The sequence below is a fragment of the Acidobacteriota bacterium genome (assembly GCA_040754075.1).
Lineage (GTDB): Bacteria > Acidobacteriota > Blastocatellia > UBA7656 > UBA7656 > JBFMDH01.
The window spans coordinates 41886-64180 of the sequence record JBFMDH010000037.1; the positions used below are offsets into that span (position 1 = coordinate 41886).

17 protein-coding genes, 1 other RNA gene and 1 pseudogene are annotated in these 22295 nt (G+C 48.6%); 9 read left to right on the plus strand and 10 right to left on the minus strand.

The features are described from left to right. Positions 1–61 precede the first annotated feature (61 nt). The 5 genes from AB1757_27155 to AB1757_27175 all read right to left on the minus strand — a co-directional run bounded on the left by AB1757_27155 (position 62) and on the right by AB1757_27175 (position 5429). A complete protein-coding gene (locus tag AB1757_27155) occupies positions 62–862 on the minus strand; it encodes a peptidoglycan-binding protein (GenBank protein ID MEW6130739.1) in 801 nt (266 codons plus the stop codon). A gap of 307 nt (positions 863–1169) precedes the next feature. Further along, positions 1170–1442: a PP0621 family protein gene (locus AB1757_27160; protein MEW6130740.1), complete on the minus strand. Its 273-nt coding sequence runs from the start codon at positions 1440–1442 to the stop codon at positions 1170–1172. A 10-nt stretch (positions 1443–1452) separates the two neighbouring features. Continuing rightward, positions 1453–2166, minus strand: a complete 714-nt coding sequence (locus AB1757_27165) for a tetratricopeptide repeat protein (GenBank protein ID MEW6130741.1) — start codon at positions 2164–2166, stop codon at positions 1453–1455. 31 nt (positions 2167–2197) lie between these two features. Beyond that, an RNA gene (gene rnpB, locus AB1757_27170) (RNase P RNA component class A) lies at positions 2198–2634 on the minus strand. A 113-nt stretch (positions 2635–2747) separates the two neighbouring features. Next, positions 2748–5429 (minus strand): IPT/TIG domain-containing protein, encoded by a 2682-nt coding sequence (locus AB1757_27175; protein ID MEW6130742.1) that lies wholly within the window; start codon positions 5427–5429, stop codon positions 2748–2750. A 269-nt stretch (positions 5430–5698) separates the two neighbouring features. On the opposite strand from AB1757_27175, the pseudogene cas1 reads away from it, so the two are divergent. Next, positions 5699–5974, plus strand: a pseudogene (gene cas1 / locus AB1757_27180) (CRISPR-associated endonuclease Cas1). A 266-nt stretch (positions 5975–6240) separates the two neighbouring features. Here cas1 and AB1757_27185 read toward each other — a convergent pair. Together AB1757_27185 and AB1757_27190 are read right to left on the minus strand one after the other, a co-directional pair. Beyond that, entirely contained in the window at positions 6241–9240 is a 3000-nt protein-coding gene (locus AB1757_27185) for a DEAD/DEAH box helicase (GenBank protein MEW6130743.1), read from the minus strand. After that, the gene (locus tag AB1757_27190; GenBank protein ID MEW6130744.1) at positions 9231–10052 is read right to left on the minus strand and encodes a Hachiman antiphage defense system protein HamA; all 822 of its coding nucleotides are present in this window, start codon (positions 10050–10052) and stop codon (positions 9231–9233) included. Before AB1757_27190 ends, AB1757_27185 begins: the two co-directional genes overlap by 10 nt. Before the next feature lie 401 nt (positions 10053–10453). On the opposite strand from AB1757_27190, the gene AB1757_27195 reads away from it, so the two are divergent. The 8 genes from AB1757_27195 (at position 10454) to AB1757_27230 (ending at position 17194) form a co-directional block, all read left to right on the plus strand. After that, positions 10454–10579: a hypothetical protein gene (locus tag AB1757_27195; GenBank protein ID MEW6130745.1), complete on the plus strand. Its 126-nt coding sequence runs from the start codon at positions 10454–10456 to the stop codon at positions 10577–10579. A gap of 149 nt (positions 10580–10728) precedes the next feature. Beyond that, positions 10729–10923, plus strand: coding sequence for a hypothetical protein (locus AB1757_27200; protein MEW6130746.1), 195 nt, complete (start codon positions 10729–10731; stop codon positions 10921–10923). Further along, entirely contained in the window at positions 10920–11906 is a 987-nt protein-coding gene (nadA, locus tag AB1757_27205; GenBank protein MEW6130747.1) for a quinolinate synthase NadA, read from the plus strand. The genes AB1757_27200 and nadA overlap by 4 nt, the downstream gene beginning before the upstream one ends. 202 nt (positions 11907–12108) lie before the next feature. Beyond that, on the plus strand, positions 12109–14769 hold the full coding sequence (locus tag AB1757_27210; GenBank protein MEW6130748.1) for a LuxR C-terminal-related transcriptional regulator: 2661 nt from the start codon (positions 12109–12111) through the stop codon (positions 14767–14769). Positions 14770–14882: 113 nt separating this feature from the next. Beyond that, positions 14883–15125: a hypothetical protein gene (locus AB1757_27215; GenBank protein MEW6130749.1), complete on the plus strand. Its 243-nt coding sequence runs from the start codon at positions 14883–14885 to the stop codon at positions 15123–15125. 34 nt (positions 15126–15159) lie between these two features. Then, complete coding sequence (locus AB1757_27220; protein ID MEW6130750.1) at positions 15160–15789, plus strand: hypothetical protein; 630 nt, start codon at positions 15160–15162, stop codon at positions 15787–15789. A 419-nt stretch (positions 15790–16208) separates the two neighbouring features. After that, on the plus strand, positions 16209–16937 hold the full coding sequence (locus AB1757_27225; GenBank protein ID MEW6130751.1) for a Spy/CpxP family protein refolding chaperone: 729 nt from the start codon (positions 16209–16211) through the stop codon (positions 16935–16937). A 74-nt stretch (positions 16938–17011) separates the two neighbouring features. Next, positions 17012–17194, plus strand: a complete 183-nt coding sequence (locus AB1757_27230; protein MEW6130752.1) for a hypothetical protein — start codon at positions 17012–17014, stop codon at positions 17192–17194. A 236-nt stretch (positions 17195–17430) separates the two neighbouring features. Here the strand turns inward: AB1757_27230 and AB1757_27235 are convergent, their stop codons facing one another. The 3 genes from AB1757_27235 to AB1757_27245 form a co-directional block, all read right to left on the minus strand. Beyond that, positions 17431–18225 (minus strand): menaquinone biosynthesis protein, encoded by a 795-nt coding sequence (locus AB1757_27235; protein MEW6130753.1) that lies wholly within the window; start codon positions 18223–18225, stop codon positions 17431–17433. A gap of 131 nt (positions 18226–18356) precedes the next feature. Next, a complete protein-coding gene (locus AB1757_27240) occupies positions 18357–19022 on the minus strand; it encodes a zinc ribbon domain-containing protein (protein MEW6130754.1) in 666 nt (221 codons plus the stop codon). 314 nt (positions 19023–19336) lie between these two features. Continuing rightward, complete coding sequence (locus AB1757_27245) at positions 19337–22096, minus strand: DNA translocase FtsK (protein ID MEW6130755.1); 2760 nt, start codon at positions 22094–22096, stop codon at positions 19337–19339. Positions 22097–22295: the final 199 nt, after the last annotated feature.

Sequence of the window (22295 nt, forward strand, 5' to 3'; positions counted from 1 at the left end):
GAAATGCCTATTCTAAAGAAACCGGCGCAACTAACTCAAGTTCGCAGTTCGATGATTTTCTTCAGGCATCAGCGAGCAAGGCTTTTCCGGTTTTGAAAGCTTCGATAAATTCACTCAAACCGTGCGCCCCGCCATTGACCAGACGCCGCGCTTCATTCAAATCGTTATGTAAAAGCGCCGTTTTGATTGCCGTTTGTTTGTTTTTCAAAAAACTGGCTAAGAGTTTCGCGGCTATTTTCGGGTCATTCGCGAGTTCCGGGCTTTTCACCAGCTTGTCGCCCAAACCAATGGCTTTTCCATGTTTCAAATAATTGCTGCGCCCCGTGAGTTGAACGAAACCGCGTCCTTTGAAGCGTTCGCCATCGGGTTTTCCCTGATTGCCCAAATCTTTGCGATTGTCATAGAGGTCAAACGCCTGACCGTTGGGCGAGGTATTGAATTTCGAGATGAATTCGCTGATTGGCGCAAACCCTGCGGTCTCTGCGCGAATCGTCGAAATCGCCATCAAACAGATATTTTTATCGGCAATGCCCGCATCCACGAGAGCTTTCAAAACGATGGCTAAATTGGCTTTGATATTACCGACGGGCGCAGCCGGCAGCATTTTGGAAACCACCTGAACCGTGACATCGGAAATATCAAAAACCCCGCCGGTAAATTTCAAATTCATCGCTTCAAGCGTGGCTTTTCCGGCGATGCCATCGGGCAACAATCCTTCACTCTTTTGAAAAGCTTTTAAAGCCGCATCCGTCCCTGCGCCGAATTGCCCGTCAATAATGCCGGGATTAAAGCCCAATTCGAGCAAGCGTTTTTGCAATCGTCTGACATCAGGACCGGAGTCGCCTTCCTGCAATATTTTCATTCTTTGGTTCTCCCTTTAGACAATTTCTTTCGGCAAAATTTCAATCAATTATCAAGACGATGTTCAACGCCAAAGTTCTGCAAAAATCTTGAGCTGTCACCAAGGCTCAAAGGACACGAAGATTCACCTAGAGGCTTTGTGTACCTTTATCCCCTTCGCGTCTTGGTGACAAAAGGTTTCTGGTCACCCGTATTTGAAATCCGCCAGGGATGAAGCCTTTGGGCATTGGTCTTTTAGCCGAAAGCAAAAAAGACCCTGCTTTATTTGTGGTGGGCTTGTAGATTCGAGAGAAAATCAGGCGGTGAACTTAAACCTTTTGCGGTTGAATTCGCGCACAGGCGCTTGAACAAAAGCGCGCGCTGCCGATGGCGATGGCGCTGCCCTGGGTAATAAAAGTCCCGCAGGCAGCGCATCGAATCATCAATGAATCATCTTTTGACTGCGCCGAAGATTTCGGTTTTGCCGTTGAGCCAACATTCGCTGTTGAAGCTTTGAACAATCGCTTCACAAAGCGGATGACGAAATAGGCAATCACGCTGTAGATGATAAATCGAATCAATTTTTCGCCTCGTTCCTGCAAATCTTTTCGGCTACTCCTTGGGGATAGTCACCGCTTTTCCGGCTTTCAAATCCGCAACCATCGTCTGCAATGATGCGATGCGATTATTGGTCGGTTCGGTTTCCTGCAGTTTTTTCAACGCCTCTTCCGCGCCACGCGCATCTTTCTTTAAGGCATACGCTTCAACCAGATGTCCCAGCGCGTGCCCATTTTTCGCATCCAGTTTTAAGGCTGCCTGTAGATGTTGAACCGCCTTGTCAGGGTCAGCCGGTTCGCGATTCATAAAAATTTTGGCAAGCATGACTTCGACATCCGGCTCTTTCGGGTTTTCCGCCAGCGCCCGCGTAAACCAGATTTCCGCATCGGCATATTTTTTTTGCTCAAAATAGAATTGTCCGACATAACCCGAAGCATTGATGTCGGCAAACTGTTTCGGGTCGGCGGCATAAGCTTTTTCCAGGTAGCCGACAGCCTGGTCATCCTGACCGATTTGCGCATGAACTTTGGCAGCTTCGACCTGGGCGTTGAAATCTTTAGGATTGTTCTTGGCGGCTTCAATGGTTTTGGAAACATCGCCCATCATCGCCTGCTGGCCTCCCGAACTGCTCATCGGCGCATTCGTTCCAGCACCGGGAGCTGTGGTTCCGGCTGTTAGGTTGTTGTTATTAAAAGCGCGCGTTCCCCAGAAACTGACGGCAATACCGATTGCCAATCCAATCAAACCAAATAAATATTTTTTTTGCATATGAAGGTTCTCGAATGTTTAATTGCGCGGTAACTGGAGCGGGTCTGTAAGCCGAATTTTGTACTCGTTTTTGACTGACTTGCGCCTGAGCGCAAGCCTTATCAAAGTTGAGCGACGGTCATTCATCTAGGCGTTGAATTGCTTCAACGCTCAAGCGACCTACCCGAAAACGCCGCGCTTTTGCCTGGGCAAAAACGCATTGGACGAGCCGCCCTCTTAGCGTTTCCCTATTTGGTCTTGCACCGCAGAGAGTTTGCCTAGCCGCAAAGTGTCGCCACCCGCGCTGGTAAGCTCTTACCTCACCGTTTCACCCATCACCCGCACTTTCCTAAGAAAGCCGCTGGCTGGTCTGTTCTCTGTTGCACTTGTCGTCGGGTCGCCCCGCCCGGCCGTTAGCCGGTCTGCTGCCCTGTGGTGTTCGGACTTTCCTCTCGCTTACAATAAGCCAGCGACCGTCCGACCCACTCCAAATAACCATTGCCAGTATAGCACGCTTCAAAAAGAAAAATAAAAAGGCGCGTTGAACTCGCGCCTCGATTGAAGAGAGATAATGCCCAACAACTTCTTTGAGTTTTTATGGCTTATTCATCTTTGCCCGACGCCACCTCGCTATGCTGTACGTCGGCGACTTTCGAGCGAATATCGCCGGGATTGATGACCCGAATTGAAAAACTGCCGAGCGCAGCAGCTTTGCGAGTTGGCATCACCAGCGAGATTTGACCCGCTTTCACATTGACCGGCGCCTGTTGTCGGATAACTTCGCCCGCTTTAATAAATTCAATCACCGCGCCTCTGCGGAAATTCGACCCGTCAATCAGCAATCGACTATTGGCTGCATCACCGGTAATCGGATTCAAGACAACATTCCTGATTAACGGCTCGGAAACCTTGAGCGCGTAAATTTCGGAATCCACGCCGGTCGCGCGATTCGGGTTGACGACCTTAACCTGCACTTCACCGGGTTTTGCCAGGAAGCGTTTCAACTTGCCGATGAAATTGACGATAATTTGCGTTTTGGAAACGAATTTCACGCGCACACGGTCAACGCGAATGGTTTGCCCTTTGCCGTCACTCAGAAACACTCGTGCCCCGCGACGGAAGTTTTCACCATTGATTGTAACTTTCGTACCGCGTATACCGGCGGCGATTTCGTTCGGTGTCGAGGATTTGATTTCCGGGGCGCGGGCTTCCAGATTCAAGGCATTCGACACATCGCCGCCCGTATTGCGAACTGTGACCGCAAGGGTTTTCGCCTGCTGCGCGAATCTGCCGGGAACGGTTGCGACGATTAATTTGTCGCTGATGCGTTTGGTAAGCGAAACGGGAATGGTTTCGCCATTAATTTCCACGCGCGTCGTTGCATTGAAATGCTCGCCGCTGATTTTTAAACTGAAACTGCTGTCGCCCGCGACAATCACATCATTGTAAGGTTTTACCTCGCTGATGCTTGGACTGACAACGCTCAGAGTTTTGGCATTCGATGCGAGTTCAGGGGTTGCAACATCTCTGACCTCTATAGAAAGTTGCTTGATGGAACGCGCCATTTCTGCCGTGACCCGCGCCTGCAATTCGCCATCGGCTTTTAAAGCGGTTTCCAATTGTTGCCCTTCAACAAAGATTGCCGAACTCTGGCGGAAATTTTTGCCTTTCACTTTAATCGTGAAATTCGATGCCGGCGAAGGCACTTCCTGCGGGCTGATGGAATCAATGAGCGGCGCTTGCGGTTTAATCACCCGCAAACTTACGGGCGGCGAAATCGACTCATCAGCGCGTTTCACCTGCACAGTAATTTCGCCTAAGTTTTTGAATAAGGATTTCGGCAATGCGGCGGCGAGTTGTTTGCCACCGTTGAACGAATCGGTCGCCACCTCTACCCCGTTCACTAAAAGCGCCGCCCCTTCCGAAAAATTTTCACCATCAACGGCGATGCGCAAGTTGTTATTCAAACCTTGCTCGACGGCTTCGGGTTTGATGGTCTTGATGGTCGGCAGCAAATCCACCGGCGCGTTGGTTTCCGCTTCTACGGTTTCAAACGAGGTGATGACAATTTCGTCGCCGCCGGAATTTGAACGCACTGCGGCGACTTTTTTACCGGCGTCGCTTACGACCAACCGGCGCAATTCATTGCCGACCACCTGATAGGATTCGAGTTCGCCGGTTGCCGTGCTGAAAGCAAAGAGCACGCCGGTTGTTGAAGCGATAAATGCGGTGGTTCCGGCTTCATTGAAAGCAAGGTTATTGGCGGTCGAAAATTCAATGCCTTCGGGCGGTGTAAACTGGGTCTTGATGGCGAGCTTTTTATCCTGTTTGGCAATAATGGTCGCGCCACCCGATTTCACATTAATCGGGCGACGAATGCGGGTAACGCCAATGCATTCGAGATCGTTGAGGTCTTTGGCTACGGAAATTCTTTGCGGCGCGTCAACCGAAAGGGTATCAATCAACGAACCATCTTCGACATTGACGGCATAAAGTTTGTCGCCATCGCCAGCCGCCATATAAACGCTTGCGCCATCCAGGCTGAATGCAGGATTGTTGGTCTCTTCAAACCGCGCGTCCGCAGGCGTGAATTGACCGCTCGAAATCAATTGCCCGTCATCATTCAATTTAATCAATGAGAGGGTATTGGCAGCGGCGCTCGCAATTGCCAGTTGGCGACGCGCGCCATCATCAAAAAACGCCATTTCCGAAGGTCGCCCGATGAGCGGGAATTGCGAAACCAGTTGCCCGCGTTCAAGGCTGAATGCATAGAGCGTCGGTTCGTTGAAACTCGCAGCGATGACGCAGAATTTACCGTCGCGTGAAAGATAGGCTTGGGTTTTTGGGGTGATTTGCGCGTCGTTTGGCAAAATAAAAATCGAGCGCAATTCCAGTTGTTTGGATTTCGTCGCGTCAATGATGCTGACGGTCGCGGGATTTCCGGCAGTCGGCAAATTCGCCGCCGGCACGGCAATCAAACGGCGTTCGCTGTTTTCAATCAAGGTGATTGGGCCAACCGATTCGCCCACCACGATGGAAGATAAAATCTTTCCGGTTGAGGTATTAAACGAAAGCAGCGAGCCATCGGTGATCGAAGAGACAAAGCCGATTTTACCGTTCGCAGAGATAACCGGTTGCGCGTTTTCATCGAGAATCGAGTATGATGGCAAAACGATTTTGCGCGATTGTCCGAGTTTGACTTTATCGGTTCCGGCTTGAACGGCAATCAGACTGATGATTAAACAATAGAGCAGCGCCTGTGCGAAGGTTTTCTTAAATTTCACCGATCTAAAACTCCCAGAAAGATTGACTCCACCCGGTGAGGTGGGGGCGACGAAGCTTAGGCTCACATACTAGGACTTTATCAAACGCACCGCAAGCCGATATGGTGCAAAAATTTTACTAAAAAATCCCTTTGCCTGACCTGAGATGGGCAATCCTGAGACCATTTTCTGTCTTGTTGAGTAGCATTTTAAATAAACCATTTCGTGCTCATCAAAGGAGTAGAGCCTGTGCAGAATTTTGATGGCATGATGCACAGGCTCCGTTTTTCGGGATGTCTCATCGAAATACAACTGAACCTGTGAATGCAATGTTGAACTATGCCTATGCGGCTTTAGAGAGCCAAGTATTAATCGCGACCTTGGCTGCCGGACTCGATCCGACAATTGGCTATCTGCATTCCTATCGTCCGAACAGAAATTCATTGATTTATGATTTGATGGAACCCTTACGACCTAAAGTGGAGATGCAAATATTATCTGTCATTAAAACTTATACCTTTAGACAGAGTGATTTTCTCTCTCTGCAAAAGGAATCTGTCACCTAAATCAGCAACTCGCAGCATACATGGTTCACTCCATAAAGTTGGACAAAGACATAGCAGCAATTCTCAGTTTGACCTGATCGCATCAGAATCAGAGTGAGTTTGGCGCAAGCGCCCTCGCTTCTTGAGCCTATTTTCAACAATTGCAGTCCAATCAATGGGCTGACCGGCAGCGCCATTTTCCAAACTGAGAATTGCTGAAGACATAGAGAATCTGACTGCAAATCTACTCAGTACATCAGCATGGTAATTGCTTCATTATTAGATAACTAATGCATTAATGAAGAGTTGCCTTTAAACTCATTTAATAATCTGATTAAATCAGGATCAATTCTGCGGTTATCGCTGCCTCTAACAAACGCTAATACACTGTCTAGATCTTCTTTAAGAAGCCAACCTATAATATCTGTATCCAAATACGGTTTTCTCTTGTGATACTCTTTAGCAAGTCTAGTAGCGTCTACACGCTCCATATCCAATCTGACAAGCCGTAATGCATCATAATTTGGAACTCCTGCATCCACTAAGTAGGCTAAGGAAAGAATTTCATCACTATAAGAAAATATGTTCCTTCGCTTCAATTCTTCTTCCACGAGGCGGTGAAACGCATATAATCCCCAAGGCAATAAATATTGTATTCTAGAGTAGATTACTTTTATTAGTTCCTCCAGAGAGTCTTTATATTCTGCTTTTGATTTCACACTTACCAAAGGAACTCCCGAAAGCCACTGTAAAATCACTTCTGTATATAGTCCTCCTAATTTGGGGCCTTCTAATTCAGCCATTCTTTTGGCTACTGGGCCAACAATATACTTGGCTTGATTAAAGTTAATTTTCCCGCCGATCATTACCTTTCTCATTTGTTTAAGTTCCCAATTAGATAAGTTGAGTACATAATCACGTAAGTCAGATAAAGTCTCTATAGATAAACCAAGTTCTGCAATCATATCAACCGAAGGTGCGCCAGGTTCAGCTAAAAACTTATCAACTACTTCAGTTTGGGATTGAATCAGCTGAGTTGCAATTTGTATCTCAGCGTCATCTAAATGTCTTAATGCAAATGAGCCTTCTAGTATTTGTTCTGGGAACATAAACTGTTTAGACGTTTTTGCATGTATTATACCAACGCGAAGTAGATTTATTGTTCCTCGCACTTTTCTTGTTATATTTTCTGGAAGTGCAACAGTCTCTAAAGTATCTAGCGTGAATTCCTTAGCATCAATGCTCCTTGATATTTCTTTAATATTTTCAGCCAGCGCACTATGCACAGGATCTATTCCTTTCATTGAGGGATCAAGGTAATTCTCAACTACAGCATTTACCTTTTCTGCACCTAGACTTGGCTCAAAAAGTATGGCTTGCCCTTCTCTATCAAAACCTGGACGACCAGCCCGACCAGCAATGTTCCAAAACGATCTTGGTGTAACCGGATTGTACCTTGCAGGTTTCCCTTTTTCCGGCGGTTCTCGTAAAGCCAGTGATTGGACAATAACTGATGAAAAAGGGAAGTTCACTCCTTCCGCTAATGTCGTTGTCGCATATACATAGTCAACATAATTCTGACGAATAGCTTCCTCCACAGACTGTCTTACGCGAGGAGGTAAACCAGCATGGTGATAAACTATGCGATTCTTCAGGAGAATACGCATCTCTACAGATGCATACATTTCTCGTTCTAGCCTGGAATCTAATCTTTGAATTGTATCTGATTTATTTTCGTCTTCTGTTAATTTCTTCAAAAACCCATTTTCTTCTAACCAAATGCCTGTTTTCTTAGCCAAACTTTCACAAGTCCCTTTCCCTTTTGCCACAATTAAGACAGGGCCTACTCGACTTACTTTCTCAGCTAATTGGATTAACTGTTTCTCCTGTGTTTTTTCTAGAGAATCGACAATCCTAATTGAGGTGTTATCGGAGTAGTCGATCCAGCCTCCTTTCGCATTTTGCTTTTTAACGTGATAGACGCCAGCACGCATGCGTGTTGATCGCCTATCAGCAACAAGACCGCCTGGATTATCCCCTAGCCATTCAGCAAGCTCATCTACATTTGGTGCAACTGCGGAAAGAAATACTATTCTCGTTTGTACTTTATATAAATTTCTAATTCTCCATAAATATAACTCAAGCAAAACTCCTCGATTTCCAGATTCGATATGATGCGCCTCATCTACAATGATCAAAGAAGCATTTGCCATGAAATCTACTCCCAATCGTAATAGTAAATCTGCTTTCTCTGGAGTTAATACCGCAACTGAGCAGGTTGCTATTTCTTTTTCTTCCGTTGTATTAAGCTCAATCATTTGTGGGCTAACTTGCACCACTGAAAAATTGAGAGGGGCAAAAACATCGCTTAGCTCTGAGCAGATTTCCTGAACGAGAGCCTTAGAAGGAACAATATAAAGAATCTTTGTCTCAGGGTTATCGAGTAGTGTTTTTGCAATTAATAGTCTGGCAAGAAAAGTTTTCCCTGTTCCTGTTGGTGCGGCGAATCCCCAACTATCATAATGATAATTCACAAGTCCTGCTTGAATTGCTTGAACCTGTGTAGCCCAAAGTTCGGCTGGAAATTTCATTTCCCTAAGATAGGGTAATAAATCGTGTTCAACATTAGATCGAGTTGCATAAGATCGCCGCTTATTAATAATTGCAGCGAAAGCATTAATTTCTGTAGTGCTCATACCAATCGAAAGTTCTTTAGCTAGATTGGCAAGTATTTGGGATGCGAATTTATCTGGTGCTTGTTCTTCTCCTTGCTCATATTCTGCAAGTCGTAAAGCATCATAGGAAAGAACTAGATCTAATTCAGTTACATTCGCTTTAACAGGGGCAGAGCGATATTTTTTCATTTCCCCATTAACTCCCAAATTTGAAAAGAAACCTTTTCTAGAAAATAAATCACCAAGTAATCCGGTTAAATCTTGTTCTTTCAAGATAGCAGAACTTAAGGCTGGTAATTCAGCAAGTTCATAAAGTAAAGCAGACCTTATCCGCATTTTTCTTTGGGTTATTTCTGAAAGGTCTTTATAACTTGAAAGTAATTCTGCTATTTCACCCGCAATAGAGCACAAATTTAGAGCGTCGTTAGACTTCCAACCAGGAGCACTGGATAGAACACTTTCTACGAAATAAGATAAACGAGCAACAGATCCATTACCAGATGGAAATTTTTGACCATAGCGATGCATCGCCAGTGATTGTCGAACCCATTGCAGATCACTAATAAAATCATGGTTATTTAAAACAGACTTGATTTCGTCTATTACAAACATGATTTCCTCACTTGATCAATTTTGTCATACACGGATTTCGCAAGATCAGGAATTTCTTCTATGCACAGCACATCAATTTCAATTTTCTTTTTGTTTTTTCGAGTTGCAAGTATAGATATTTCATCATCTAGTTTAGTTGATAGGTCAATAATTGCGAAACCAACATAATGAATCTTAGAATTGGAGTACGGTAATAATGCTTTACGTACTCTTGTTCGCTCAGGTTCTGAAAGACCTTCGATTCTATCTTTTGCCGCACCAAGATCAAAATCCCTGTCCACAGTAGAGTATTCATTGAGTGAGTTGAATATATCAGCAAAACAGGATTTATCATGATTAGCAGGTAGCCCGTCCGCAGAAGTCTTCATACTTGATTTCACCTCTACAAATACGAACTCTACTGGATCAGAAAGTGGTTTATAAAGAACTAAATCCATCTTGTTGGCATTACCATTTTGTGTAGTTAAAAGTGATAATTTGCTATACAGTTTTTTTAACCCAATTACTTCTTCAGCAAATACGCCAGCAGTTATTTCGCAGAAATGTGATTCTATAAAAGATAGAGCATCGGGTAGTCGATTAAGAGTGTCAATAATTGGTGTAAAGAATAATTCATCTTCAAAGCTTTTCTGAATTTGTGAAGGCTCTCGATAGAAAAAAGGGATCTTTTCAAATAGATATTTATCTAATTTAATACCATTATTATTTCGGATTAATTCTGAAATGTAGACCGCCCGAACCATAGTCTTGGGGCAAGTAAAAGATGTACGGCAGACTCTAACAAACTGTCCTAATCCGCTATTGGATAACATTATTGCTCTGACTCCACGTAGCTAACAGTAATCAAAATCCCTCAAATTTTGTTTCATTCAGGCATTACTTAGTTTAGAACTGACTGGGTTTTAGGTGGCTATGAGCTTGTAGATGATTAATCTATTCTCACCCCTAAAGTGATTAACAAAATAATCTAAAACTAGGCAGAATTAATATGCCAATATTAAATCAAACTTTCTGCCAATTTTATAAAACCAAGACATTGGTATTACGATGGTAGGGTTTTACTATTTATTAGGTTCGATGTCAATGTATCTTTCCGTCATAATTTTGCAATAACTTTAAACACAATTAAATATGCAGAACCATAATTACTAAAACGGAGTTTGAGATGGTCCTAATTTGACGGACACCAGTATTGCTTAAACAATGAAAGATTATGAAAACACAAAAAGCAAAACTGGCTCGTCGAAAATATGATGAGGAGTTCAAACTCCAGTCCCTCAAGATGATTGACAATGGGCAGTCGGTTCGCTCAACGGCTCAAATTCAAGTTTCCATTTAAGAGGATTAGAGTCCTAGAATATTCACGCCATTTAGAAAGTGTAGACATTTTTCGAGTATATCTATATCCCCTTTGAAACTTTTAATTGACAGTGAGCGGTTTCGCAACGTATAAGATTTATATAAATTTTATATAATGAGTTTTTTGCTATGCAAAAGAACAAAGTGAGAACCTATTCGGCGGCAGATCGCGATGTAGCAATGCTTGAAGCCGTCGCCCGCTATCACGGGTTGAACAAAAGCGTTATGATTGTCAGTCTGATTCGCAAAGAATTCTGGCGAATCTTTCCCGCCGGCACGGATAAAATCAAAACCGACCGCGGGGCGAAAGTGGAGGAAAAATGAGCACACAATTTGTCAATCTCGAATCAACGCAGTCGCCGGTAATCGACGCCCCTCATCAACTTTTAATGGAAGAGATTCGTGAACTTGCCAGGCGTCGTAATGCCATCATACTGGCGCACAATTATCAGGTCGGCGAAGTGCAGGACATTGCCGATGTCGTGGGCGACAGTCTCGGACTTGCCCTCGAAGCGCAAAAGACCGATGCCGATTTAATTGTTTTTTGCGGGGTTCATTTCATGGCAGAATCGGCAAAAATTTTGAATCCGCAAAAGAAGGTACTACTTCCCAATCTCTCGGCTGGTTGTTCGCTTGCCGATTCCATCACGCCCGAAAGTTTGCAGGAATGGAAGAATCGCTACCCAGGCTACACAGTCATCACCTATGTGAATTCAACCGCGGACGTAAAAGCCATGAGCGATATTTGCTGCACCTCTGCAAACGCCGTAGCGGTCGCCCGCAGTTTGAACACCGACAAAATTTTATTCACTCCAGATCGCAACCTCGGCAGTTGGGTCAAAAAGCAATTACCCGAAAAAGAGGTAGTCGTCTATGACGGCGCTTGCCCGACGCACGACGTGCTGCGTGGCGCGAATGTCGAAAAGACCAAATCAGCATTTCCAGATGCCGTGGTCATTGCGCATCCCGAATGCCGCGAAGACATCATCGCGATTGCCGATGAAGTCTGCTCGACCACGGCGATGCTTGGGCGCATTGCCAAATACCCGGATGTGAAAACCTTCATCGTCGCCACCGAAAACGGCATCATTCATCAAATGAAAAAACGCTATCCGGGCAAGGAATTTGTGATGGCTGACGGCTGCATCGGCTGTCGTCTGCATTGCCCTTATATGAAGATGATTAGCCTCGAAGATGTGAAGCGTTCGCTCATTGAGGACAAATTCGAGATTGAAGTCGAAGCGGATATTATGGAAGGCGCGCGCCTTGCGCTTGAGCGCATGCTTGCCGTGCCCAGAGATAATTAATTCAAGACTTTGGAGAAATTCAAAGTTTGCCGAAAGCAGTCCCGACCAGGGTCGTTGACCTTGAACAATGGATTATTCCGGCAGATGAGATTGACGAAGGAAGGGAGCAAGGAAGCGAGAAAAGAGAAGCGGCCGCGCCAAGCTTAGAAGTTTCGAGCGTTCAGACCTTGCGGCTTTTTGAATCTTGGGACAGGTATCTCTTATGTCTGCGCAGATCTTAGCTACTAAACTTTACATCCCGTTGCCTCGCCCTAAAGTCGTCTTACGCCCGCGCCTGATCGAACGTTTGGAGGAGGGCTTACACCATAAGCTGACCCTCATCTCCGCCCCCGCCGGCTTTGGCAAAACGACACTGCTCAGTGAATGGGTTGCCGGTTGTGAACGGCGGGTGGCTTGGCTTTCCCTGGACGAAGGGGATAACGACCGCAGACGCTTCCTGGCTTACCTCGTCGCCGCCTTGCAGACCGTCGCATCAAGTATCGGGAATGGCGTCCTGGGAATGCTCCAATTGCCGCAGCTGCCGCCGACAGAATCGCTTTTGACGGTCTTGCTCAATGAGGTCACCGCCACCGCCGAAAGTTTCATCCTCGTCCTTGACGACTACCACGTTATCGATACCGAACCGATTGACCACATCCTCACCTTTCTGGTGGAGCACCTGCCACCGCAGGCGCATCTGGTCATTGCCACCCGTGAGGACCCGCCGCTCCCGCTGGCCCGGTTACGCGCCCGCGGCCAGTTGACCGAACTGCGCGTCTCCGACTTGCGGTTTATCCCTGCCGAAGCGGCTGAGTTTCTCAATCAGACCATGAGTCTCAAGCTCTCGGCAGAAGACGTTGCCGCTTTGGAAGCGCGCACCGAAGGCTGGATCGTCGGGCTGCAACTGGCCGCGGTTTCACTGCAAGGGCGTAAAGACGCCGCCGACTTCATCAAGTCTTTCACCGGCAGCCACTATTTCGTGCTGGATTATCTGGTTGAAGAAGTCCTACAGCGGCAGCCCGAAAGCATCCAGACCTTCCTGTTGCGCACCTCCATCCTCGACCGTCTGTGCGGCACCTTGTGTGATGCCATTCTGCTTGAACGACCCGGTTCCGGGCAGCAAACCCTGGCATACCTTGAACGCTCCAACCTGTTCATCGTCCCTCTGGACAACGAGCGGCGCTGGTATCGCTATCACCACCTCTTCGCCGACTCGCTGCGGCAGAGGCTGCTGCACCAGAACATCGCCCTATCACCAGATGATGCGCGGGCACGGATGAACGAGTTGCACACCCGTGCCAGCCAGTGGTTTGAAGATCATGGCTTGGCGGTTGAAGCGTTTCGCCATGCTGCCGCCGCAGGTGATGTCGAGCGCGCTCAGAGACTCATCGCAGGAGACCGGATTCCCCAGCACCTTCGCGGCGCAGTAGCCCCTATCTTGGACTGGCTGGGGTCGCTGCCCAGGAAAGTCCTGGACGCCAGACCCTGGTTATGGTGGAGGCATGCCTCATTGTTGCTGATTCATGGACAGACGACCGGCGTGGAAGAGAAACTCCAGTCCGCTGAAGATGCCTTGCAAAGCCGCTGGGCGGAAGACCATGACCGAAACCTTGTCGGGCTGATTGCCGCGGCCCGCGCGGTGCTGGCGCTCACCCGGTACGATGTAGAAACCATGCTTGCCCAATCGCGCCGCGCCCTGGAGTATCTGCACCCCGACAGCATGATTACCCGCGCTACCGCCTATTGGACGATGGGGGCTGCTCACTTCTTCTCGCAAGATCGGGGGGCGGCCCGCCGAGCCTTTACCGAAGCGATATCGCTCAGCCAGGAATCTGGAGATATCTTCACTGCCATCCTGGCGACAGTTGGTCTGGGCAATGTGGAGGCAGCAGAAAACCGGCTCGATGAGGCCGCCGCCACCTACCGGCGGGTGCTGCAAATGGCGAGTGAGCAGCCGCTTCAGATTGTCCACGAAGCGCACCTTGGCTTGGCCCGCGTACTCTACGAATGGAACGATCTCGATGCCGCTGAACAACACGCGCGACAGGGTCTCGACCTGGCGAAGCAGTATGATCGGGTGATTGACCGATTTATTATCTGTGAGGTGTTTCTTGCCCGCCTGAAGCTTGCGCGGGGAGACGTAGCCGGCGCGGCTTCTGTTCTAGCTAAGGCTGACCAATCCGTGCGCCGGCATCATTTCGCGCACCGGGCGGCTGAGGTCGCTGCCGCACAAGTGGTTACTTTCCTTCACCAGGGCAATCTGGCGGCAGCCGAGCGGCTGGCCAAAACGCGCCAACTCCCTCTCAGTCAGTCCCGGGTACACCTTGCCAGGGAAGACGCTTCGGCAGCATTGGCGGTACTGGAGCCATTGCGCCGACAGGCGGAGGCAAAAGGTTGGCAGGATGAACGGCTCAAGGTAATGGTGCTACAGTCTGTCGCTCACCATGCGCATGGCGAAAAGGACAAAGCGTTGCAACTGCTGAGTGAAGCGTTGGCGCTGGCAGAGCCGGGCGGCTTCGTCCGCCTCTTTGTCGATGAAGGTAAGCCGATGGCTCACCTATTGTCCGAGGCGGCAGCACATGGAATGATGCCAGACTACGTCGCTAAACTGCTGGCTGCATTTGCAACAGAGACGCCGAAGCGTAATGACACATCTTCTCTGCCTCCGGTCACACCTGTCCCGTCCCTGATCGAAGGGTTGAGTCAGCGCGAGTTAGAAGTGCTGCGGCTCATCGCCCAGGGACTCTCCAATCGAGAGATCAGCGAACAGCTCTTCCTCGCGCTGGTAACCGTGAAAGGGCACAATCAGAGAATCTTCGGCAAGTTACAGGTAAAAAATCGCACCGAAGCCGTAGCCCGTGCCCGCGAGTTGGGTCTGTTATAGCCAAGCAATCCAAAACCATACCCCAAAACCATACTTTAGTATCTATGCGCCACTACCCCATTGAGGATATTGTAGCGCAGACCTTTGCGGTCAGTCGCAAAAGGTGCAAGACAATGGCAGAAGCACTTAATCGAACCGCTGATACTAATCAGCCGACAATCTATCAAATCCGGGTCAAAGGTCATCTGGGCTCTCAATGGGAGGACTGGTTTGGGGGACTGACCGTCACGCTGGAGGATAATGGCGAAACGCTCTTAACCGGCACGGTGGCCGATCAGTCCGCGCTGCATGGGTTGCTAAGGAAAGTGCGTGATTTAGGAATATCACTGGTCTCAGTCACTCGTGTAGATCAGTGATACCCGTTCATATCATTCAAAAAGGGAAAAAATTATGCAATACACCGTCGACGTTACTCACAAAGATTCGGAGGGCAGAATCTCTCACGGGACTGTCCACTGTCCTGGCGCGCGACCTGTCAAGCGTTTCGGAGAACTAAGACCGAAAGGCTTGGCGGCACTTCTGGTCTGTCTTCTTGCACTAGCTTCCGTCGCTCTGGCTCAAGGGTCACAGAAAACTGCCGCCGCGCAGTCGGACGCGCAGAAGGCGTTCGAGAAAATGAAAACCCTGACGGGGTCGTGGCAAGGTACGATCATGGGCATATCAATCAACTTCACAATTCGCGCCGCATCCAGCGGCACTGCAATTCTACATGAGGGGAATACAAACGGAGGGGGTCCCCCAAACCATGAGATCACGATGTTCTACCTGGACGGGGATCGTTTGCTCGCGACCCATTATTGTGACGCCGGAAATCGGTCTCGCTTGGAGGGGAAGATGTCGCCGGATGGAAAGGCAATCGAGTTCAGTTTTCTCGATGTCACCGGAAGCACGCGGGGAGGATACCTGAAGGGTATGGTGTTCACAATGATCGACGCGATCCATCATACCGTAGAGGGGACTTTCGTTATGCCAGACGGTAAGCCGATTCCGTTGCGCGGCGAATTTCAACGGGACAAATAACTGAAGCCTGGGCGTAATTCAGAGCCTTTATTCATGCGGGTTTGGTGAGCTTGACACGCATTTCGTGAGGCTTAAACTTTTTCTTGGTGTGAAAAAGATCAAAAAAAGTCTTGAATTTCGTGTTTTTCACTTTCCGATTTACGCACAGGCTTCAATTAATAAGGAAGGCAAAAGTAGAAGGCAAAAGTTAAAAGGCAAAATAGGTTAAAGATAAAGTAGCAGGGCGCGAAGTCGGAGTTTAAATTTCGCGCCCTGCGTTATTGTTGTGGCATTTATTTACAGGCATTTATAGATTCGTCATCCGTTCACATTTGGCTTTTACCTTTTTTGCTTACGCAGTTAAGATTTATTCAAACTTTGTGGCTTACGGGTTCGTCAAAATGCTTGAGGCGGTAATCGGTTCAAGATGGGAGTGCGCCATGAGAAGAATTTTCATAAAAACCTATATTTTTGCCCTAATCATATCGGCATTTCTAAGTCAGGTTAGTGCCTTCGGGCAGGCGAATAACCGTAGAATCCTCAAACAAGAGCAACGGCAACAAAAAATTCAACAGCGAATGGAAGGGCAACAACGCAATGTTCCGCCGCGATTCGGACGACCGGGAGCGAAAAATATTCCAGGCATCAAACCGGATGTAATGAATCCCAATCGTCCGCCCAACCTCATTCAAAGGCAAATCAAAGCCCAGTTGATGGAAGCCCTGGCGCTCACGCCGCAACAGCGAATGCGTATCGGTGAAATCAACCGTTTTCACGAAGACGAAGCGATTGCTGTCGGGCGTCGTTTGCGACAATCGCGGCAGGCGCTTGACCGGGCGTTGATGAATGAAAATTTCGATGAAGGGTTGATCAAACAACTCACCGATGAGGTCGTCGCCGCCCAAACTGCACAAATCCGCTTGCAATCGCGACGCGGCGCAGAAATCCGCAGCGTCATCACTCCCGAACAGGTCAGACGATTCCGCCAGAAAGAACGCGAAATTCGTCAACGGATAAAAGAGCAGCAACTCCTCAATGAGCAACAGGACGCCCCACCGGTTAATCAACCGAAAAAACCGGATGGCAGTGAGGATTTGTTAAATAACATTTTTTTATTTGCAGACGGGCAATGGGATGACGAGTTTTTGCTCGAGGTGATTTTGAAATAATCAAGGCGCTGGACATGACTTGCCGCTGGCGATTAAAATGACGCCAGCACTTATGCTGAAATTTCAGGAGGATTATGGAAGAAAACGAGATTACTTATCATGCAGTAGAAAAAGACGGGCAGGTCACGGCAATTTGGGAAATGCAGGGCAGAAAGCATCTTCGCACCATTGACCCGCGCAGCGCCGAAGGTCATGCAATACTTGGCACCCATACGACCGAAGAACCGCAAGCCCAGGCTCAGTCTTCGCCGCAATAGTTCATTGAGCCGCTCGAATTATGGTTTCTAGTTGCAGGCTTGATTCCGCTCAAAGACTAGCCGAAAACTAGAAACCAACCATCCTTTTAAATTCACTCGCCGCATTTAATCAATTCAAAAAATATTAATCCGTTGCAGTTTCTCGCGCTGCCAAGTTGCAGTCTTTAGACTGCTTCTTAACCTCATCATCTCTTTACGACCTGTTGAAGGTTGCTCTCCGATTGACAGTAGTTCGACTACAAAAACTCTACCTTTCGCGCTTCATCAATCAATCCCTGTTCTGCTGCCAACCGGTAATAAAGATTCAAGCCCTGCAAACTCTCTTCATCAAGGTCGTAACAGATATTTTCTGTCATATAAGCGACGAGTTCATCATGCGGCAAGCCGAGACTTTCGCAGTACATCGCCGCAAGTTTTTCTTTATTCGCTAAGCCTTCGCGTTTTGCGGCAACAAAATCTACGTCGCCAAGTCCGACTTCAGAATCTTTGCGCAGTGCCCAAAAGGCAAAGACAAACGGCAAGCCTGTGTGTTTGCGCCATTCAGCGGCGAGGTCATAGACGTTCAATTGCGCGCGGTCAATGAGCATTGCCGGGTCACCAATAATCAACGCCGCATCATCGGTTTCAAGCATCTCGGCAATGCGCGGCGGCGCGGTGCGATAGGCGGGCTGGAGTCCGTAAAACCGCTTCAGGATGATTTGAATCAACGTCGCAGAGGTTCGCGAAGAGGTATCAAGCGCAACTGAGCGCACCGCTTCAATCGGTACACGTGAAGCCAGCACCACGCTTCGCACCTTATTTTTTGAAGCGACGCAGACCTCACGCACCGCCAGCAAATCGGGGATGCGTTGATATTCAATCGCGGGAATCATCGCCGCGTCAGCGCGTTTGCTTTTCAGCATATCGGAACAGACGGCGGGCGCCGCGTCCGAAAGAAATTCGCAGCGGTCTTGTTGTGAGCCATAGATAAATGAATAACAAAGCGGGGCGGTGTTCAGATAACTCGATGCAGCAACGTAAGGCTTGGTCATAGAAGAAAAAGTCTAGCGAGTCCAGCGCCGTCTAGCCAGTCCAGCGAGTCATCGAATTTGATACGTATTAAAACCGCCACAGTCATTCATATTCACTTTCGACTCGCAAGACTTGCCAGACTCACCAGACTCTACCGCAAAGGCATTTTTACACCGCATTCGGGACAGAATTTCGGTGTGCCTTCGGGTTGAAAGCCGCAACCGGTGCAGGTGAGTTTGATTTGAATGGGCGAGCCGCATTCGGGGCAGAATTTGCTGCCGGTGGTTTTTGCGCCGCATGACGGGCAACTGATGGCGGTTTGCGGGGTGCTGGTTCCCGCGCGCATATCGACGCTTGATGCGTAATCCGTCTGCTGGGCTTTTTCGTGCAACTGATTGCGCGCCGCGTCTACCATTGCCTGTGCGCGGTTCGCAGTAAAATGTTCTTCAAAATCGGGCGCGCAATCTTCGCAAAGTCCCGCTTTGGGGTTCCAGCAAACTTCCGGGCAAACCCATTTGCCGCAACGTGTGCATTGTTTGAAATAGCCTTTTGCCTCTTCGACAGCCGCCGCGAAAGCGTCATCGTGCGCTTTGCCGCCGATGGAGCGTTGAATTTCATAGGCGCTGTTTCCGGCGCTTGAAAAGACGCCGCCGAACAGGTCGCCAGCGGCTCGTAAAAACCCTCCCGCCATTCCGGTTATCGAAGGTTGAAACCGCGTCATATGCCCGTTGCCGCATTTGTCGCAGAAAAATTTGAACTGATAGCCCTTGTCCGTAGACAGGTCTTCATGATTCGCTGTAAAAGAAATCAAAGCCATAAAACCTTTCCTCACTCCACCGCCAAAAGCTAAAAGTTTTCCACAGAGCTTGTGGAAAACCCTGTGAAAAACCTGCCCGGCAAAAATGCAAATTTTGAGATTTGGGGACTTTCAGCACTTTGCACAGATTTTGTTCAAATTCTGTTTACTTAAAAAACCATAATTATTTCAACAATTAAAGCGACGACTCGCAATTTTACAGGCTTTTTCGCCGAATTGTTAAACCAGGACGTGCCGTTTATCCTGAGCCTGTGCAAAACTTTCCTCAAGTTTGCTCAAGATGAATCGTAAAACCGTTGCTTCAAGCCTGATGCTTAATCGAAATCCTCTTCCTGCATCTCGGAAAGGCGGTCACGAAATTCATAAGCCGCGCTTAACACTTTGCGGGGTTTCGAGCCTTCCGCAGGCCCGATGAAGCCTTCGCGTTCCATCATATCCAAAATTTTCGCAGCGCGTCCGTAACCAATCGACAACCGCCGCTGCAACACAGAGGTCGAAGCGCGTCCCATATCGATGACAATCATCAACGCTTCATCGTAAAGTTCATCGCGCTCACCCAACTCGCCCGTCACCCCTTCGGCTTCCTGTTCAGTCATAGTCACCAGTTCGTTGAAATTCGGCTCCGCCTGTTTGCGCGCATGGTCGGAAATCGCTTTGACTTCGGCTTCGTTGACAAACGAGCCATGTACACGAATGATGCGCGAGGTTCGCGGCGGCAAAAAAAGCATATCGCCCTGTCCAAGCAACGCCTCTGCGCCATTGGTGTCAATAATCGTGCGCGAGTCAACTTTCGAGGAAACCCGAAACGCGATGCGCGAAGGAATGTTGGCTTTGATGACGCCGGTGATGATGTCAACTGAAGGTCTTTGCGTCGCCAGCACCAGGTGGATGCCGACGGCGCGCGCCATCTGCGCAAGTCTGGCAATCGAAGTTTCAACTTCGCTGCGCGCCACCATCATCAAATCCGCCAGTTCATCAATCGCAATGACGATATAAGGCAAATGTTTCGGCGCGTTCGGATCATCTGCCGAAAGCGTCGGGTGGGTCAATTCTTCAACCTGTTTATTATATTGCTCGATGTTGCGCACGCCGTATTTCGCCAGTTCTTTGTAGCGATTTTCCATTTCATTCACCGCCCATTTCAAGGCATTGGCAGCGCGTTTCGGGTCGGTGACAATGGGCGTCAGCAAGTGCGGAATGTTTTCATAAAGCCCAAGTTCGACGCGCTTGGGGTCAACCATGATGAACTTCACTTCATCGGGCGAGGCTTTATAGAGAATCGAACAAATCAGCGCATTCATGGTGACCGATTTACCAGCGCCGGTCGCGCCCGCAATCAACAGGTGTGGCATATCCGCGAGGTCTGTGATGTACTCTTCGCCGTTGATGGTCTTGCCGAGCGCCACGGTGAGTTTCGATTTCGAGTTTTGAAAGCGCGGCGATTCAATGACTTCGCGCAATAAAATTTTTTCGCGATGCAGATTGGGCGCTTCGATACCGACGGTGGATTTGCCCGGTATGCGGTCGATGCGAATGGATTCGGCTTTGAGCGCCAGACACAAATCATCTGCAAGACCAACGACGCGGGCGTATTTGATGCCGGGGTCGGGTTTGAATTCAAAGGTTGTGACTACAGGTCCCGGGTTGATGCGATGGATATGTCCGACGACGCCGAACTCTTTGCATTTTTCGGCAAGAATCGTCGCCCGTTCGCGCAATTCCCCCTCAGCCTGTTCGTTGTGTCCAATCGGCACTTCGAGCAAACCAATCGACGGCATTTCATAATGCGCTTTTTGGACAACGACTTTGCGCCTGGAGGTTTCCTCTTTTTCGGGTTTGGCGGTGCCGAGCGGCTTGGTCGGAACGGTGCGTTCAATGTAAGCCGTCGAGGTCATCTCGACAACATCCGGGTCCATGGTGATTTCGCTTGCCAAATCGCGACCGGCTTTTAACTGCTCGGTCTTTGTCGTATAAGCGCGATAAGCGGCTGCCGCATGGGTGCGGGCATTCGGCGCAGGCGTTGCCGGGTCTGTCGCTTCGCTTGCAGCAGGAGTTGTCGCCTGCCCGTTTGTAGCAGTGGTTTGCGTGGTTTGCGCCGTTGCAACCAGCCGTTGCGGCTCTTTCAATTCGTCTTTTGCTGACTCGATTTTCGGATTGCCGTTTTGCGCGGCTTCTGTGCGAACGGGTTTTGCAACCACTGGTGTAATAATCGGTTCCGGCTTAACTTCCGAAGCTTCCTCTTTCTTTAAAGCATCTGCCAGTACCGCAGCAACCGGCTTTTCTTCTTTGACACGTTTTTCGCGATTCTCTTCGCTCAGTTTTTTGCGCCGCGTTTCAGCCTGAGTTTCGCGTTCACGAGCTAAATTTTCCGCTTCCTCAAGCCTCAGTTGTTCAGCTTCAAATTGACGGCGTTCCTCTGCGGCAATCCGGCGACGTTCACGATGTTCTGCCCACCAGCCTCGTAAACGCTCTGTAAAACCAAGCCCCGATTTGTTGGTAATCACGCCGCTCTGTTTTACAGAGCGCACCCACGCAGCGATGTGGCTCACGGATAATTCCAGCGTCAGCATCAACAAAACCGCCATTGCGAAGGTTAGTACAATTGCCGCGCCAATCGTATTCAACACGCCCGCGAAGGCGCCTTCGACGATGTAGCCGACCATGCCGCCATTGCTCGACGAGTGTTCAAGCATGGCGAGTCCCATTTTCGGAAAGAGCGCCAAAAATCCTGAGAGCGCAATGAGCAGAAAAGTTGAGCTGATACCTTTGCGCAAAGGCACGCTGAGCGATTCGTTGAAAAACATTCGCCAACCGATAAACGCCAGCAAAAGCGGAATCGCCAGCGCCGCAATGCCGAACCATTCGAGCAGCAGATTGCCCGCATAAGCGCCGAATGCGCCGATGAAATTCGTAGGTTTTTGTTGGGGTCCGACCGAATGCCAGCTTGGGTCTTTCGGGTCGTAGGTAACAAGGCTTAGCAAAAGCAGGATGGCAATCAATGCCAGAACTATTGCTAAAATTTCATTGGCAAGCGAACGTTTGTTCGCTTTTTTAACCCGTGGTTTACTGCTCATGAACTCGCCCCCATTTTCTCCAGCGAATCTTACGACAATCTGCCTCAAGAATAAAAGCCACAAAAACCTGAAGCCGCAAAAAGGCGCTAACTTTTTCAGAAGCGTTCGCTGAATAATTTCAAGAGCCACTGAATCTTCAAACTATTCACCCAACGGTTTCGCCTTCCTGCGGCTTCAATTCAATATTTTACGCGAAAAT

Excerpts from the sequence above, each read along its gene's own strand:
- AB1757_27225 (MEW6130751.1), top strand. The coding sequence starts at position 16,209 with ATGAGAAGAATTTTCATAAAAACCTATATTTTTGCCCTAATCATATCG.
- AB1757_27195 (MEW6130745.1), top strand. The coding sequence starts at position 10,454 with ATGAAAACACAAAAAGCAAAACTGGCTCGTCGAAAATATGATGAGGAG.
- AB1757_27220 (MEW6130750.1), top strand. The coding sequence starts at position 15,160 with ATGCAATACACCGTCGACGTTACTCACAAAGATTCGGAGGGCAGAATC.
- AB1757_27210 (MEW6130748.1), top strand. The coding sequence starts at position 12,109 with ATGTCTGCGCAGATCTTAGCTACTAAACTTTACATCCCGTTGCCTCGC.
- AB1757_27155 (MEW6130739.1), bottom strand. The coding sequence starts at position 862 with ATGAAAATATTGCAGGAAGGCGACTCCGGTCCTGATGTCAGACGATTG.
- nadA (MEW6130747.1), top strand. The coding sequence starts at position 10,920 with ATGAGCACACAATTTGTCAATCTCGAATCAACGCAGTCGCCGGTAATC.
- AB1757_27240 (MEW6130754.1), bottom strand. The coding sequence starts at position 19,022 with ATGGCTTTGATTTCTTTTACAGCGAATCATGAAGACCTGTCTACGGAC.
- AB1757_27230 (MEW6130752.1), top strand. The coding sequence starts at position 17,012 with ATGGAAGAAAACGAGATTACTTATCATGCAGTAGAAAAAGACGGGCAG.
- AB1757_27215 (MEW6130749.1), top strand. The coding sequence starts at position 14,883 with ATGGCAGAAGCACTTAATCGAACCGCTGATACTAATCAGCCGACAATC.
- AB1757_27165 (MEW6130741.1), bottom strand. The coding sequence starts at position 2,166 with ATGCAAAAAAAATATTTATTTGGTTTGATTGGATTGGCAATCGGTATT.
- AB1757_27235 (MEW6130753.1), bottom strand. The coding sequence starts at position 18,225 with ATGACCAAGCCTTACGTTGCTGCATCGAGTTATCTGAACACCGCCCCG.
- AB1757_27185 (MEW6130743.1), bottom strand. The coding sequence starts at position 9,240 with ATGTTTGTAATAGACGAAATCAAGTCTGTTTTAAATAACCATGATTTT.
- AB1757_27245 (MEW6130755.1), bottom strand. The coding sequence starts at position 22,096 with ATGAGCAGTAAACCACGGGTTAAAAAAGCGAACAAACGTTCGCTTGCC.
- AB1757_27190 (MEW6130744.1), bottom strand. The coding sequence starts at position 10,052 with ATGTTATCCAATAGCGGATTAGGACAGTTTGTTAGAGTCTGCCGTACA.
- AB1757_27200 (MEW6130746.1), top strand. The coding sequence starts at position 10,729 with ATGCAAAAGAACAAAGTGAGAACCTATTCGGCGGCAGATCGCGATGTA.